The sequence below is a fragment of the Streptomyces sp. NPDC086080 genome (genome assembly GCF_044540255.1).
Classification (GTDB): domain Bacteria; phylum Actinomycetota; class Actinomycetes; order Streptomycetales; family Streptomycetaceae; genus Streptomyces.
The window spans coordinates 52,746-67,792 of sequence record NZ_JBITRU010000021.1; the positions used below are offsets into that span (position 1 = coordinate 52,746).

The 15,047-nt window shown below is 69.6% G+C and carries 16 protein-coding genes; 4 read left to right on the top strand and 12 right to left on the bottom strand.

Annotation, left to right across the window (positions count from 1 at the left end; genetic code table 11):
- Position 1: 1 nt before the first annotated feature.
- The 6 genes from ACIF9R_RS23880 to ACIF9R_RS23905 all read right to left on the bottom strand — a co-directional run bounded on the left by ACIF9R_RS23880 (position 2) and on the right by ACIF9R_RS23905 (position 3,586).
- Positions 2–208 carry a hypothetical protein gene (locus ACIF9R_RS23880; RefSeq protein WP_399983523.1) on the bottom strand — a complete coding sequence of 69 codons (207 nt, stop codon included), beginning with the start codon at positions 206–208 and terminating at the stop codon, positions 2–4.
- 40 nt (positions 209–248) lie between these two features.
- The gene (locus tag ACIF9R_RS23885) at positions 249–1,100 is read right to left on the bottom strand and encodes a serine hydrolase domain-containing protein (protein ID WP_399983525.1); all 852 of its coding nucleotides are present in this window, start codon (positions 1,098–1,100) and stop codon (positions 249–251) included.
- A gap of 21 nt (positions 1,101–1,121) precedes the next feature.
- On the bottom strand, positions 1,122–2,150 hold the full coding sequence (locus ACIF9R_RS23890; RefSeq protein ID WP_399983532.1) for an HTTM domain-containing protein: 1,029 nt from the start codon (positions 2,148–2,150) through the stop codon (positions 1,122–1,124).
- Positions 2,147–2,788, bottom strand: a complete 642-nt coding sequence (locus ACIF9R_RS23895) for a DUF5819 family protein (protein ID WP_399983535.1) — start codon at positions 2,786–2,788, stop codon at positions 2,147–2,149. Before ACIF9R_RS23895 ends, ACIF9R_RS23890 begins: the two co-directional genes overlap by 4 nt.
- A gap of 7 nt (positions 2,789–2,795) precedes the next feature.
- Entirely contained in the window at positions 2,796–3,149 is a 354-nt protein-coding gene (locus ACIF9R_RS23900) for a hypothetical protein (protein WP_399983537.1), read from the bottom strand.
- 164 nt (positions 3,150–3,313) lie between these two features.
- On the bottom strand, positions 3,314–3,586 hold the full coding sequence (locus tag ACIF9R_RS23905; RefSeq protein WP_399983539.1) for a helix-turn-helix transcriptional regulator: 273 nt from the start codon (positions 3,584–3,586) through the stop codon (positions 3,314–3,316).
- Positions 3,587–3,963: 377 nt separating this feature from the next.
- Between ACIF9R_RS23905 and ACIF9R_RS23910 the strand changes: the two genes are divergently transcribed.
- On the top strand, positions 3,964–5,856 hold the full coding sequence (locus tag ACIF9R_RS23910) for an SMI1/KNR4 family protein (RefSeq protein ID WP_399983541.1): 1,893 nt from the start codon (positions 3,964–3,966) through the stop codon (positions 5,854–5,856).
- A 72-nt stretch (positions 5,857–5,928) separates the two neighbouring features.
- Here ACIF9R_RS23910 and ACIF9R_RS23915 read toward each other — a convergent pair whose 3' ends face one another.
- Positions 5,929–6,999 carry a tellurite resistance/C4-dicarboxylate transporter family protein gene (locus tag ACIF9R_RS23915; RefSeq protein ID WP_399983543.1) on the bottom strand — a complete coding sequence of 357 codons (1,071 nt, stop codon included), beginning with the start codon at positions 6,997–6,999 and terminating at the stop codon, positions 5,929–5,931.
- Positions 7,000–7,241: 242 nt separating this feature from the next.
- A complete protein-coding gene (locus ACIF9R_RS23920) occupies positions 7,242–7,751 on the bottom strand; it encodes a hypothetical protein (RefSeq protein WP_399983546.1) in 510 nt (169 codons plus the stop codon).
- A 249-nt stretch (positions 7,752–8,000) separates the two neighbouring features.
- Between ACIF9R_RS23920 and ACIF9R_RS23925 the strand changes: the two genes are divergently transcribed.
- The 3 genes from ACIF9R_RS23925 (at position 8,001) to ACIF9R_RS23935 (ending at position 10,248) form a co-directional block, all read left to right on the top strand.
- Positions 8,001–8,996: a hypothetical protein gene (locus tag ACIF9R_RS23925; RefSeq protein WP_399983548.1), complete on the top strand. Its 996-nt coding sequence runs from the start codon at positions 8,001–8,003 to the stop codon at positions 8,994–8,996.
- A gap of 219 nt (positions 8,997–9,215) precedes the next feature.
- Positions 9,216–9,656, top strand: coding sequence for a helix-turn-helix domain-containing protein (locus tag ACIF9R_RS23930; RefSeq protein WP_399983551.1), 441 nt, complete (start codon positions 9,216–9,218; stop codon positions 9,654–9,656).
- A gap of 16 nt (positions 9,657–9,672) precedes the next feature.
- Positions 9,673–10,248 carry a toxin gene (locus ACIF9R_RS23935; RefSeq protein ID WP_399983554.1) on the top strand — a complete coding sequence of 192 codons (576 nt, stop codon included), beginning with the start codon at positions 9,673–9,675 and terminating at the stop codon, positions 10,246–10,248.
- Positions 10,249–10,306: 58 nt separating this feature from the next.
- Here ACIF9R_RS23935 and ACIF9R_RS23940 read toward each other — a convergent pair whose 3' ends face one another.
- The 4 genes from ACIF9R_RS23940 to ACIF9R_RS23955 all read right to left on the bottom strand — a co-directional run bounded on the left by ACIF9R_RS23940 (position 10,307) and on the right by ACIF9R_RS23955 (position 14,541).
- A complete protein-coding gene (locus tag ACIF9R_RS23940; RefSeq protein WP_399983557.1) occupies positions 10,307–11,455 on the bottom strand; it encodes a 3-deoxy-7-phosphoheptulonate synthase in 1,149 nt (382 codons plus the stop codon).
- Positions 11,456–11,768: 313 nt separating this feature from the next.
- Positions 11,769–12,968 (bottom strand): sensor histidine kinase, encoded by a 1,200-nt coding sequence (locus ACIF9R_RS23945; protein ID WP_399983560.1) that lies wholly within the window; start codon positions 12,966–12,968, stop codon positions 11,769–11,771.
- Between the two features lie 3 nt (positions 12,969–12,971).
- Complete coding sequence (locus ACIF9R_RS23950) at positions 12,972–13,676, bottom strand: response regulator transcription factor (RefSeq protein WP_399983563.1); 705 nt, start codon at positions 13,674–13,676, stop codon at positions 12,972–12,974.
- Positions 13,677–13,827: 151 nt separating this feature from the next.
- Positions 13,828–14,541 (bottom strand): helix-turn-helix transcriptional regulator, encoded by a 714-nt coding sequence (locus ACIF9R_RS23955; protein WP_399983566.1) that lies wholly within the window; start codon positions 14,539–14,541, stop codon positions 13,828–13,830.
- Positions 14,542–15,047 lie beyond the last annotated feature (506 nt).

Sequence of the window (15,047 nt, forward strand, 5' to 3'; positions counted from 1 at the left end):
CTCAGTGGAAGGCCAGCCATCCGATGCCCAGAGCGCAGGTGAGGCCGACGGCGGCCATGGCGGCGGGCCGGTTGCGGTGCAGTGCGAACCAGAGCAGCGCGGCGGTCACCAGCACGGCGCCCGTGCCGATCGAGGCGCGCAACGGCCCGTCGCTGTAACCGTATTCATCGACATGCTGGGCCAGCCAGGCGAACCAGGTGATTCTCACGACGCTTCCCGTGACCCTCTCGTTGTTGTGGTGGTGGTGTTCAGGTGCCGCCGTGCGGCGCGGGAGCCGCCAGGAGGGTTTTCCTGGCGAGACGGTCGGTGCCGGCCGCGGCGCCCAGGCGGTGCAGGACGATCCAGCGGCCGTCGTCGTGCGCGGCGGCCACGACGGACGAGCCGCGCGTGGCACCGTTGTGCCACGTGATCGGGGAACTGCGCTGCCAGCTGGGGGTGGGCGGGCCCAGCCGGCGTTCGACGAGCAGCCCGGTCACGACCTGGGACAGGGTCCGGCAACTGGACCACAGGCCGCCGGCCGGCAGGATCGGCCCGGTCAGCGTCCACAGGGGGCGGGGCCGGCCGAACAGGCCCCGCGGCACGAGACGCTGTTCCCGCGGCGGCAGCGCGGTCACCGCACCCGCCTCCAGTCCCAGCGGCAACAGTACGTAACGGTTGAGCAGTTGCTGGTACGAGCATCCCGTGACGGTGGTGAGGGCGTGCCCGAGCACGGCGTACCCCAGGTTGGAGTACTCCTCGGTACCCAGTGGGCCCGTGGCCACCCGGTCCAGCTCGCGCAGCGAAGCCCGCAGCGCCTGCTCGGTGAAGGTGGCGTACGGGTCGTCGGGCGGACCGGCGGGCCCGGTCGGCAGACGCGGCAGGCCCGAGGTGTGCTCGGCGAGGTGCCGGAGGGTGATGCCCGTCCCGGCGGGCACCTCCTCCAGGCAATCCTCCAGCGGAGTGTCGAGGCCGAGGACCCCTTCCTTCGCCAGCCGGGTCAGGACGGTTCCGGTGAACACCTTGCTGAGCGAACCGATCTCCACGAACCGGTCCCGGTCATGGCCGTGTGCGGCCCGGTCTTCGACACCGGCACCGCCCAGCAGGCAGAGCGGGGTGAGCATGTTGTCCGTCACTCCTGTCGGTCAGACGAGTTCGGCTTCGGGTGCGGGCTTCCTCGTTCCGTGCTCTCCGCTCGGTCGCTCCGCCTTCGAGAGGTCTGCCGATGCCGTGTCGGCCTGGGCCTTGCGGGGCCCGGCAAGCCTGCCCCGCACCCACAGCAGAGCACGGTCGAGAGCGCCGGACAGGAAGACCAGATCGCAAGCGATCATCGTCAGGGCGAAGCCGGTCAGGCCCATGAAGAACGCGATCGACAGGTGGAAGCAGATGGATGCGGCGGCCGCCCAGGGACGCAGTGCCGGGACAAGCACGCCCATGGGGAAGTAGACCAGGAAAGCGACCGTGCCGTACGTGCCGAGGACGACCAGGACGTCGTTCTCGTACACCAGGCTCGACCAGCCGGGCAGTTCGAACTCCGCGACACGCATGATGTAGAAGAGCGCGGTGCCGTCCTGCCATTCCTCTCCCATGACCTTGTAGAGACCGGAGACGACGTAGACCAGGCAGATCTGCGCCGCCACCATGAGGACGCCCAGGTTGTGGAACGGCACGGACATCGCCCGCAGGGGTTCGGGGACCCGTCGGATGAGACGGCTCGCGAGACCGGTGGGCAAGGAGAACCGGTCGTAGCAGTGTGTCAGCAGCAGGAAGGGAATGACGACGTACGCGAGGTTGTCGCCGCCGTCCAGAAGACCGGGCTGCCGCTGGTAGACCGACCACAAGAGGGCCCAGTGCAACGCCAGTCCGGGCCGGCCGCCGACTCCGAGCATCACCGCCAGCGCGGCGGCGATCCCCAGGTGGTAGACGAGCTGGAAGTACCAGGGCGACGCCGACAGCGCGTAGAGGCTGAAGCCGGTCAGCTGCGCCTTGAAGTCCTCGTGCGGGAGCACCCCGTCCGGGCCGAACAGGTAGTTACGCTCCTGGTACTGGCTCACGTAGTACATGAGCCCGACGAAACCGAGCAGCAGCCGTGTTCCCGAGACACCGGTCACGGCCACGGGACGCAGGGACCAGAAGTCCAGCCGGTCGGTGATGTCTTTCAGGAACTTCTTCATCGCAGATCCCGGGTTTTCTGCCAGGCGAAATCGTGCACCAGGACTTTCCCCTCTGCGGAGGGGTCGTGACGCTTCGACCACGGCGGCAGCTCGTGCACGTACATACGGATCTGGATTTTCGCCGTTTCTCCGCCACAAACGGCAGGCAGCTGGTCGTAGGCGTACTGGGACAGTCCTTTCACCGACTCCGTCTCGGTGGCCTTCTCATAGGGCAGCGGGGGCAGCAGGGGCTTCTTGTCGTTGGTCTGCTGCTGGCGGATCCTCCTGAGGAGCTCCTCGCTGCTGGTGATGTTCTGGAGATGCGCGGAGACGATGCGGTTCTCTCGCGAGGGAAAGAAGCGGGAATTCTGCGCTTTCTCCACGCCACGAGCCGACACGTCGTAGTACTGCGTCACCGATCCGTCGGCACAGGCGGCCCTCGCGAGGATGCCACGGTCGTCGGAAAGGGGCGTCGGGGCGAAAAGCTGCCAGTTCTGCGAGAAGTACGGGTCGAGGTATTCCGCCACCCGGTCGCCGTAGACGAGCTTCGCCGGGCTGAGTGGCGCCTGGGACAGGGCGGCCATGGTCATATGAGCACCCAGGAGGGCGCCGCCGACAACGAGCGCCGCCCTCCTGGTGGTGCGGTACGTGTTCGTCACGTGGTGCTTACCGGTCGAAGACCGTGTCGGCCGAGACTCCCTGCGGCAGATCGGCCGGAGGGGCGAAGACGCTGCCGTGCGACAGCATGTTGTCGGCATTGCTCTTCGCCACCACGGCCATTCCCTTGCCGACGGCCGTGGCCCTGTTGGCCCCCTTGGTGGCGGCCTTGCCCACGGACTTGGCGGCCTTGCCCACCAGAGAGGCGATGGCCTGCGGCGCCTTCCCCTGCGACGGCTGGGCAGCGGCCACGGGCGCGGCCGGCTGCGCCGGGGCGGCCTGAGCGCTGCTCTGAGTGGCGACGAAGAGAGCGACACCGGCGGTGGCGACACCGGCGGCGGTGACGATCTTCTTGATGTTCATGCGGGTTTTCTCCCGAGGACGGTAATCCAGGTTTGGGTACGGCCGGGTGCCCGGTCAGGTGTTCCGGGTATGTATCGACGCGCGGCCAACAACGGCGTCGAGCCTGCCAGTGTGCGGCGGACCCTTCCATTGCCTCTTGCGGCATTGCCGTATGCGGCAATGCCTCAGGAGGCGGTTGCCTCCTCGGCGAGGGCTTCATAATGATGGAACGCCAGCAGACTGGCCTCGAACCTGGATCCCACGCCCAGCTTGCGCACGATACTGGTGACATGGGCCCGGACGGTTCGTTCGGCGATTCCGAGCTGCCGGGCGAGTACGCGATTGGTCTCGCCTCTCGCAAGGCAGCGCAGAACCTCACGCTCCCGGGCAGTCAGGCGCGCCAGCGTCGCCACATCAACGGAAACGTCGAACGGTCGGGTCTCTACGACCGTGGTCAAGTGAAATCTCCCCCTGCGTACGTACCCCTACCGGACCGCAAGCGGCGCAGCAAGGCAAAGCGGTCACGCACTCAGGCAGCGGTGGTCAATCGCTGCGCCGACGCGTCACCCGGATCATTTCTCTACTCGCAGTTTAGTGACGCGAGGCGAGTGGACAGCCGCCCCACGGGTGAATTGAATCACAGTCAACTTCTATCATTCATATGAAAGTTGAATCACTCGACCGACCCTGCTGCGTGCATGCTCCAGGACACCGGGGCGTCGAGGGAATCCGGGCGTACCGCCTGTCTCCACCGTCCGTACGCTCGCTCTCCGTACGGGGCGCGGGCGAGCGTGAAGCCGGCAGCGGTGTCAGTGGTGGCTGCCACCATCGACGCATGACCGAGCAGACCGAGAACGGCTTCGACTGGCAGCAGTTCCTGCGTCGTTGGCAGGACGAGTGGATCCCCGGTGAGGACGACGGGGAGGATGTGGCGGAGGACGGCATGGCGATCGCCGCGCCGCCCGCGGCCGAGGCGGAGATAGCCGCCGCCGAAGGGCGTCTGGGGGTCCGGCTGCCTCCGTCCTACCGGGGGTTCCTCGGAGCCAGTAACGGCTGGCGGTTCGACACGGGGTCGGTCTACCGGCTGGGCGCGGTCCACGAGGTCGACTGGTTCGGGGATCCCTTCGACATGACCCCGTTCTACCAGCAGAGTCTGGACGAGCGTTCGACCGAAGAGGCGGTACGGATGGCCGGGATGTGGCGGCGGGCGCTGCAACTGGAAACCGACTCGGACATGTCCAACGCCCTGCTGGACCCGGGTGACACCGACGAGGACGGTGAGTGGGCCCTGTACGTTTACCAGGGGTGGAGCGGCGAGTATCCGGTCCGGTATCCGTCGTTCCACGCCTACATGCAGCGGATGTACCAGGACTTCCACGCCGACCGCGCGCCCGGCTTCGTGAACGACACCACCCGGGCCCTGGACGCCGATGTGGAGCGGGCGCGGGAGGAGGCGCTGAGCGGGAGGTGGGAGGTGGCCCGGGACCTGCTCGGCGAGGCGGAGCGTTATGGGCGGCCCCGTGCCCGGGGCATGCTGACGCAACTGAGGGCGCTGGCACATGAGAGCGTCTCCCACGGCTTCGGTGAACTCGTCGCCGATCCGCGGTACACGGGCGAGCTGGTGTCTGTGCTGGCCGCCGCACGCCTGCGGGACGACCCCCGCCCCGGCCGCCCGCCGCGCCGTCGCCCGCTGGTCCCCGGGGCCGACGCCGACGTGACGGCGGCCGCGGAGGAGATCATGGCCCGGATGGGTGACCGCGTCTACCGTTATGCGCCGGACGGGTCCTTCGGCCGGGCGGTGGACGAGGCGCGGGAAGCGGCGGGGTGGGGGGACACGGACGCGGCGTGGCGGGTGATCCGCGCCGCGCTGCCGTCGTGGTCGCCGCCCGGGCCGGATCTGCTGGCGCCGCTCGGCCTGTTGGCCGACTCCGTCCTGGGTCCGGTGGTGACGCGGGAGCGCGGCCTGGAGTTGCTGGCCACGCCCCGGGCCGGCCGCACGGGCCCGGTGCCCGAACCGGTGCCGGACCTGGATCCGCCGGGGCTGTGCTGGCTGGCGGACGCCGCGCAGTGGAAAGCCCCGTACGCGTCCTACCGGTGCCTGTGGGTGGAGGGCGCGGAGCCGGAGGCGCTGCCCGGCCTGGTCGGGGAGGAAAGGGAGGACGGGGACGCCGGCCTGGCCGCTCCGTCCGGGCGGCCGTCGATGTGGGTCTACTGTCCGGAGGAGCGGGACGAACTGGCGCCTTGGGAGGACCGGGCCGTGATGGCGGTGGGCCATACGGGATCAGGGTGGGCGTTCGGCTTCGACATGGCTCCGCGGATGATCGAGCCCGGGAACTTCTTCGACTCCCCGGCCGGTGCCGCCTCGCGCGGCGGACGCGCGGTGGTGGTGTGGGTGCGGCGTGCGAGCGACGGCGGCCTCACGGTGTTCCACCTGTCGGTCGCCGAGGACGGCGAGCAGACGTACGCGTACACCCTGCGCGGCACGGACGTCGAACGCTCGGGTCCGGTGCCCGCGGCCCTCGACCCGGCGCGGGTCCTGGACGGCGTCGACGACACCGACCGCGAGCGGTGCCTGCTGGCCGCCGTGGAGGCGGAGTTCGGGCTGTCCCTGCCCCGGCGCGCCCTGGCCGCGGGCATCCTGCCGCAACTGACCACGCGGTCCTGGAACCGTGCGCCGCGGGAGGGGGAGGTGTACGCGTACGCCACGTTCCGTATCCAGGAGAGGTGACGTCCTGGGCCGGGCACGGGTGGGCGGCGGTGCGGCGGTGCGGTGTCACGTTCCGCGGCCCCGCCCGGCGGGTCATGCCTGCTCCGGGGCCCGCCCCCTGGTGGTGAACACGGTGTGGAGCATCGCCAGGAAGACCGTGGTCCAGGCGGTGAGAGCGACCCAGAGCCAGGCCTGGCCGATCCACTCCACGATGGGGAGGTCGTCCGCGCGGCCGAGGTACATGCCGGCGACGGCGTACATGCCGAGCGGGAAGACGATGCTCCACCAGGTGGGCTCGTAGGCGAGGGGCACCCGGTGGACGTGGTGACGCCAGACGCCGACCGCGACCAGGACGGGGATGAGCCAGGTCGCGAAGCACCACAGGACGACGGACATGCCCGCCACCAGGCCGCGCACCGCGTCGACCATGGGGGCGCTCTCCATCTCCACGATGCGCGCGCCCGCGACCACGGTGATGGCGACCGCGCCCATGGAGACCCAGTAGGGCGGGTCGAGTTCGCGCGGTTCGAGGGGGTAGAGCATCAGGCGGAGCGAGACGAAGATCGCGGAGGCGGCGTAGAGGACGCAGCCGACCGACCACGAGAAGACCGCGACGACGGCCAGGCCCTGGCGTGCGGCCTCGTAGTGGGGTTCCAGGGTCGCGGCGGCCACGGCGACCGACTGGCTGGCGACCACCCAGACGAACCAGGTGCCGTTGGCGGCGGCCACGACGGGGCGCTCGCTGCGGCCGAGGACCGCCGCCCAGGGGATGGTGTAGCCGAGGACCAGCCAGGTGAGCACGGCGATCACGAGGAGGACGGCGGCGGGGGTGAAGTGGCCCTGTCCTGCCAGGCCGACGGCGAGGACGTCGGTGCCCGCCACGAAGGTGAAGAAGAGGAACGCCTTGCGGGTGTCGTGGGCGTCGGCGGCGAGTTCGCGGCGGTACGCGGCGAAGCGCCGGACGGTGAGGACGACCAGCAGGGCGTACTCGACGGCGGTGAGGACGAGGAGGGAGCGGGCGAGCAGGTCCCAGCCGCGCAGCTGGCAGCCGACGGAGAGGATGCCGGTGGCCATGACGAGGGCGAAGTACCCGGGGGACAGACGCGCGGGTGTCAGGCCGGCGAGTCGGGAGGGCGGGGGCAGGGGCAGGGACGTGGAAAGCACTCAGGCACCGTATGCGAACAGGGCCCTGGCGTCCTGGGACCTTCGGCCCTCTCCTGCGAGGGTGTGCGGGGCGTCAGCGGGGCGGTCGAGCGCCGGCCCGGCCGGCCTCGGCGGCGCGCTCGGTGAGCCGGCTCTTCGACAGGGCGGCACCGAGCTGGGTGCTACGGGGCAACACCGCGAACGGATCGGCGTGCTGGTCGTCCGGTGGGGTGGGTGGCGGGCGGTACGGTCGGGCCGTGGCGTCAGGCGGCCTCATGGATGACGAGCTTGAACTCGGCGAGGACGATCTTCCGCGTCACGCTGTCGTCGTGGGTGGCGCGCACGGCGAGCGGGACGGCCGGGTCGACGAAGATGCCCCACTGCTTCGTCCAGCACTGCATTCCGGGGCTGGGCGGGCGGTGCTCCGTCGCCGTCGTGTCGTTGGGCGACGGGGTGAGACCGAGCGGGTCCCGGACGAACTGGTCCCGCAGTTCGTCGTAGCCTCCCGGCTCCCACTGGATCATCGCGTACAGGGTGCCCCAGCCGGCCGTGCTGGGCCATATCAGCCCGGAACGCGGGTCCGTGTCCCAGCTCGTGACCACATAGCCGTCCGGCTGGTTGACCTGGTGCATGGCAAAGCTGTCGGTGGACTCGGCGCTCCCGAACGGGAACCTGATGACCGTGTAGGGGCTGTTCGCCGGGATGGACTGCGGAGTGTCCCGCTTCAGGGAGCAGACCTGCACTCCGGGCGAGGCCGTCACATGAGTTGACATGTTCTCAGATATGCCCATCCATGAGCGCTTTGATGTCGGCAGGGCCGAAATGGGGCGGCCGTCGTACGCCCGCGGTCCGAAGGTAACGATTCGCCTGTCACGTACAACCGTTCGATGCCGTGATCCGTCTCCTCCTACGACCACACTGGTCGTTTTCACGAGGAGAACGTCATTTCCGCCATACGCAAGACCCTGACCGCCACCGCCGTCGCCACCGCGGTACTGGCCGGCTCCGCCGCCTGCGGCACCGTGGAGAACCTGTCCGCCGGGCAGAAGCTGGACAACGCCTTCACCAAGCTCAGCGAGGCACGCTCGGTCTCGTTCGAGCTGGACCTGGACACCGACGCGGCCACGCTGAAGGCGCTGGACGCCGAGTCGTCGGAGCCGGGCGAGGAAATACCCGACGAGATGGCCGAGTTGCTCAGTGACGCAACGATCTCCTTCTCCGTGCACTCGAAGAAGCCGATCGACAAGTCCGACGAGAAGGACTTCACCGCCATGGCGATGAAGTTCAGCGGCGCGGACGGCGACCTGGTCGAGTACCGGGTGATCGGTGACCACGTCTACGTCCGCGTCGACGCGGAGGCGCTCGGGAAGATGTCGGGCAGCCCCATGCCGTCGGCCGACGAACTGCCGGACAGCGCGGGCGCGTTCAAGAAGTTCCTGGCCGGTGAGTGGCTCAAGTTCTCGACGAAGGAGCTGGAGAAGACCAGCAAGGAGATGTCGGGAGCGGAGGGCATCGGGGGCGAGGAGCCTTCCGCGGAGCCCAGCCTCGACGCCAAGACGCAGAAGAAGCTGACGAAGGCGCTGCGGCAGGTCATCGCCCAGCAGGTCGACTTCACGACCTCCGGCGGATCGGACGGCACCGAGCACATCAAGGCCACGGCGCCGTTCCGTACGCTGATGACCGAGCTGTTCGATGAACTCCGGCCGCTGCAGAAGGATCTGCCGATGGGCGCCGAGCTGCCCACCGCCAAGGACTTCAAGGACGCGCCGAACAAGAAGGTCACCGCCGACTTCACGCTGAAGAACGGCGAGCTGACCGAGGTGTCCGTGGACCTCGCCAAGCTGGCGGAGAAGGCGAAGGTCAAGAAGCTCGCGCTGGTGCTGCGCATCGGCAAGGCCGAGAAGACGACAGCTCCGGCGGGAGCCACCGAGGTGCGCGTCGACGAGATCCTGGGGGGCTTCCTCGGGGGCGCCGGGGGGCCGTTCGGGGACGAGGGCTTCGAGGAGGGCGAGTTCTAGAAGGGCCGGCCTGTCGCCGTCGTCACCTGCGGCCGTCGGCGTCCCCGTGGGGGACTTCGACGGCCGACGTGGCCACCCCCATGGATCAAGTCAGTTGCCAGTTATCGGCCACCTTAACGGTGACTCAGGCGAAGCAGATTGTCAACTGATCGCTAATCTGTAAAACTTGGACTTAGCTGCAGGCAAGGTTGCCTAGGGGGTGACGGGAGGGAGAACACGATGTCCGAGACCGACGACCGGCCCGTGCTGGCCGTGCGGCTGGACGACCTCTTCAGGACGGTGCGCCCCAAGGGCAAGCACTGGACCAACGCCGACGTGGCCGAGGAACTGAAGAGGGTCAACCCCGACCTCAGGGTCGGCGGTGTGTATCTGTCCCAGTTGCGGACGGGCAAGCGCTCCAATCCCTCACCGGACCTGCTCGCTGCCCTGGCACGCTTCTTCGGCGTGTCGGTCTCCTACTTCTTCGACGACGAGGTGGCCAAGTCGGTGCTCAGCGAGGTCGCGGCCATCGAGGCGCTGCGCCAGGCGGGCGTCCGTGCCGTGGCGATGCGGGCGGCCGGGATGAAGAAGGAGAACCTCGAGGCCATCACGGTCATCATGGACCAGTACCGGCAACTGCAGGGCCTTCCGCCCGTCACCGACTCCTCCGATCCGGAGTGAAGGGCGGCGGCGAGTGATGGCCACCTGGAAGGGCCGGTCCGCGGATCACGAGCGGCGCAGCCAGCTCAAGAGACTCCGCAAGGCCGGCGCGCGCCGGATCGCCGAACTGGACCTGCCGGACGTGGCGGACGTGGCGGAACTCTGCCGCTACCTCGGCGAGGTCCGCAACCGCCCCATCACGCTGGTCCCGACGCACATGCCCGCCTCGCACCCGTGTGGTTTCTGGGTGGCCGCCCGCGACGAGGATCTCGTCTTCTACGACGCCAACACGACCAGCGCGCATCAGGAGCACATCATCTTGCACGAGCTGGGTCACATCATCTGCTGCCATCGCGGGGCGGGTTGGCTGGACGAGGCGAGTGCCCGTCTCCTCTTCCCCAACCTCGATCCCGACATCGTGCGCGACATGCTCCTGCGCGCCACGTACGACGACGTCCAGGAACAGGAGGCGGAGGTCATCGCCTATCTGCTCGCCCAGCGCCTGGGCGGCGCCGAGGAAGGGCGGGAGGTCGCCCAGGCCGAGGAGGCCGGGGAGGACCCGGAGTCCGGGAAGAACGCCGTGCTCGACCGGATCGAACGCACCCTGATCTGACGGGTGGCCCCCACCCCGCCGGTTCCTCCCGTGATGTCACGGGGGTGGGACCTTGCGGTCAGGCCGGGGTCGCGCGGGCGCCGCTGCGGGCCCATGGACCGGCCGACCGCCACAACTCCGCGACGAGGAACGCCAGGTCGAGCGGTGCGGAGCGGGTTTCACTCAGGTCGGTGGCGAGACCGGCGGGGCGGACGCCGAGGGATCGGTGGACGTCGAAGAAGGCGGTGACCTCGTCGAGGAGATCGTCGAGGTGGCGGGGGCGGTGGGAACGGTGGGGGCGGTGGGCCGCCCCGTCTCCCGCCCCCTCCCCGGAGCCGTCACGCGTGGTGAGTTCGCAGATCCAGGCCACCTTGTGATCCTCGGCCGTGACCTTCTCGATGAGCGCGGGCAGTCTCTCGTACAGGTCGTCGGCACCCATGCGCACCAGGAACGCCAGCCTGCCGGGTTCCCTGCCGGGATTCAGCCGGTCGAGGAGAGCCAGCGCGCCGTCGGGAGTCGTCCCGGGGCCCACTGCCACGCCGAGGGGATTGCGGATCGCCGCGCAGTACTCCTCGTGTTCCCCGTGCCTCCCGTCGTGGGCCGGGGTCCGGTCGCCGGTCCGCACGAAATGCCCGGAGGTGTTGTACAGGTGCCCGGTCCGTGAGTCGACGCGGGTGAGCGCGGACTCGTAGGCCTGCGGCAGTCCTTCCTGGGCGGCGAAGAACTCGACCGTGGACAGGTGCGCGGGGTCCGGTCCGCAGGCCCGCATGAACGCGAGGGCCTTGCCGATCTCGGCGACGAGCACCGCGTGCCGTTCCCGCGCGGGCGAGCGGGAGACGAACTCCCGGTTCCACTCGTGCACCTGGCGCAGGTCACCCTCTCCGCCGGAGGCGAGGGCGCGCATCAGGTTCAGGGCCGCCGCGGAGCGCTCGTATCCACCGACCGCACCGGAGGGCCCCGGGCCCCCGAGGTCGAAGCAGCCGATCTTGACCACGGGCACGGCGGTGGCGTAGGTCAGGACGGCGGCCATCTGGAGGAGTGTCCGGAACCGGGCCCGTATCGCGTCGGCCGTCATGTGGGCGGCGGTCCGCGTACGGTCCCCGACGTGCAGCACGAAGGCCTCGCCGCGGGCGGCGCGCGCCATCCGGTTCATGAGCAGGTCGCACTCCCCTGCGAACACCAGGGGCGGGTATGCGCGGAACCGCGTGAGAGCCTCGAAATCGGTCATCTCCACCATCCGGCGTCACGGGACCTGCCGGAGGTCTCACCCCGTCGGCTCCCGTTCCAGTTCCTTGATTTCCGACGGTAATTCAGTGGCTCCACGGCGGAAAGGAGCAGGAACGCCTCCTATGCTTTTCCCCAGAATCTCACGCCGCTCGGCACGGAAATGGGTGTGCGCCGAACAGGCGGGCACATGAGGGACTTCGCACCGACGCCGCGCACAGGGTAATTCCCTACTTGTCCGCAGGCACGCCGGATGACTAGGCTCGCGGCTGCGCCATCGGCCGACGACATGAACTCCGGGCGCACGGCCGGTAATGTCAGTCGAGTGCCCGGGAGACACCATGGGAATACGCGGGGGCGGCGGGTATGTGCAGCGCCACGCACAGTCCGTGCGGTGCGACCCCGGTGATCGTCACCCGGCCGCCGATGGCCGTCGCCAACTCGCGGGCAATGCTCAGCCCCAGCCCCGTACCGGGCGCTTCCCGGGCGGTGGAGCCGCGCCAGAACCGGTCGCCGGCGCACTGCAGATCGACGGCGGCGAGTCCGGGTCCCTCGTCGCGGATCTCGATGCTCGTCATGTCTCCCCGGTCCCCCAGGCGCACGGTGATCCGCCCACCGAACGGGCTGTACTTGATCGCGTTGTCCAGCAAGGTGTCCAGGATGGAGCCGGCCAGCGCGGCGTCGGTCAGGACGGGGGACGGGTGATCGGCCGCCAGTTCCAGGCGGACACAGCGGTGTTCGGCCTGCGGCCGCCATGCCTCGATCCGGCCCGCCACGAGGTCCACGGCGTCCAGGGGCTCCCGCCGCACCCCTGGCGCGCCGGGGGCGGAGGCGAGTTCGAGCAACTGGCCGAGCATGATGTCCAGCCTGTTCATCTCCTCGCGGATCAGCTCCACCTGCTCCCGGCCCTCGCCCTCCAGGCTCAGGGACAGCACCTCCATGCGCAGGCTCAGCACGGTCAGCGGGTTGCGCAGCTGGTGCGCGGCGTCGGCGGCGAACGCCGTCTGCTTCTTCATGGTGGCGCCCAGGGCGTCGGCCATGTCGTTGAACGCGCCGGCCAGCCGGCGCACCGAGACCGGTCCGCCCTCGGAGGCCGGCACCCTGATACTCAGATCTCCCTCGCCGAGCTGCCGGGCCGCCCGCTCCACCTCGCAGAGCCGGCGCCTGGACCGGCCGACCCAGGTCGCCCCCAGGACGGCTGTGATCAGGACGAGCACGTCGAGAACGCCGACCGGCCCCAGTTCGCGGCCGACCCCGCCGAGCCTCGGCCCGGCGTACGAGACGGCGCTCGCCGCCGCGAACACGGCGAGGCGGTAGCCGGGCTCCTCGGCGAGAAGGGTGAGGTGTGCCGCGGCGCCGGAACCGGTCACCAGGTGCGGCAGCTCCGGCGAGAGAGCCGTGGACGGCGGCGGGTGCGCGACACCCCGCGGGTCGGGGGAGGCGGCCGGGGACAGGGTCAGAAGAACGAGGGCACAGCACACCACGGCGACGGCCGCCCACACCCGACGGAACCCCATCGCTTACGCGGATCCGGTGATCGACAGCCGGTATCCCGCTCCGTCCACGGCTTGGAGCAGGTGGGGCAGGCCCATCCGCTCGCGCAGCGACGTGATGGAACCCGGCAGCGTGGCCCGCAACGCCGTCCGCCGGGTCCGGAGGATCTCGTCGACGAGCCGGTCGGTGTTCAGGGTCTCGTCCGGATGACGCGCCAGGGCCACCAGGATGCCGAACTCGTCGTCCGACAGCTCGGTGGGGGAACCGTTGACCAGCACGACGCGTTCCCGCAGGTCGATGCGGACCGGTCCGGCCAGCAGGAGATCCCCGGACGGGGCTTCGGCCGGCGACGGCGCGGCGGAACCCCGGCGTATCACGGCCCGTACCCGGGCGAGGACTTCGGCCAGGTTGTAGGGCTTGACGAGATAGTCGTCGGCCCCCAGCTCGAGCCCCCGCACGCACGAGGCGTGGTCCGCGCGGGCGCTGGTCACCAGAATGGGAACGGAGCTGGACGCCCGGATCGTGCTGCACAGGGTGAAGCCGTCACAGTCCGGAAGGCCCAGATCGAGCAGCACCGCGTCCGGACGGGTACGTTCCAGGAGTTCGATCGCGGCCTTTCCCGTGGCGGCGCACACCGCTTCCAGGCCCTGGTGCGTCAGTGCGGCCAGCAGGGCCGCGGACACGCGTTCGTTGTCCTCAACTACCAGTAATCTCACACTTCCCCCGTGCATGGTCCAGGTCGGCGCCAACGGGTCCGGTCACGCCCGGACATCCGGTTCACGGGCGTCATCGGCGTCTTGGCCGTAGCTCACCACACAGCGGCCGAATTAGCCAGTAGCTACCGCGCGACGGCTCACGATAACTCGCGGTATGGAGCAGCGTCTACGGCCGGCAGGCTTCCGCACGACCACCCTCGCTCCGTGTCCGGTCCGACCCCTTGCGCTCGGGGCGGATGTAGTCGGGCAGCACCCTGGGGGGCCAGCAGCCGATGCTGAACATGCCCATCGAGTACGCCTTCGCGGCGAGCGCCGTGCGGTTGGGCACCTTGAACTGCCGCAGGAGGAGGCTCACGTGGTACTCGATGCCCTGGCGGCTGAGGAACAGCTTGGCCGCGAGCCGTACCGTCGGGTCACCCGCCGCCACGCCCTCCAGCACCTTCGCGGTCAGCGGGGTCAGCCTCCACTGCGAGCCGACGAGGGTCTGCTGGACGTCGGGGGTCTCCTCGGGTGTGAACTGGACCAGGATCATCCTGACCTTGCCGGCCGCGCCCTCCACCGGGAACGCGGCGAGCTTGCCGGAGACCGCCGTGTCCTGGAACGACATCGCGATGGACCGGCTGACGAGGCGCGCGTGGTGCCCCTGAACGAGGCGGCCGAACTGGCGCAGTACGTACTGCCGCACGCTGGGGTGCAGCAGCTCCGCGAAGGCGCGGTCGCAGATCTCGTCGCGGTGCCGGCCGCACTGGGCGCTGAAGGCGCTGTTCACGGACCGCACCCGCAGGGTGGGCTCGAGGATCACCAGGCCGATACCCGAACGCTCGAACAACGACAGGACGACGTCGCCGTATTCATCGCCCCGGATCTCCGTGGGAAGCACCGGAGATTCCAGATCGTGCAATGCGTTGTCGGGCAACTCGTCAACAGATGGGGGCGAATTTCTCGGAATCAGGGTTATTCCACTGACTGACTGGTGAAGTTCACTTTCGGTACCGCTCTCCATATGGAGCATGTGCGCCACACCTCCCCGTGTGTTTTCGGCGGGCGCTGAGCAGACTAATGACGCCGGAGCGCGACGGGCAATGAACGCCGGCGCCCCCGGCGCAATCCTGTGGTACCCCCCGTTTCGGTTCGGAGTCCGGGCGGACCGGCGCGCCGAACAGTGCGGACGGTGCGGTCCCCGGACCGGCGCGGTGCGCGCCCGGGCCGCAGGCGGCCTGGCCGACGCGGTGTTGTCGCAGGTGAGCGAGCGGGGTTACCCACAAGTAGCCCGATCGGTGCACCGACCGGGTACCGAAGTCCGCCCTCCGCCCGGGGCCCGGCGGGCAGTCCGTTCGGGGAGGAAAGTCTGGTTGATCGACCGCGGAGCAGCAGGGGCCCGGGTGG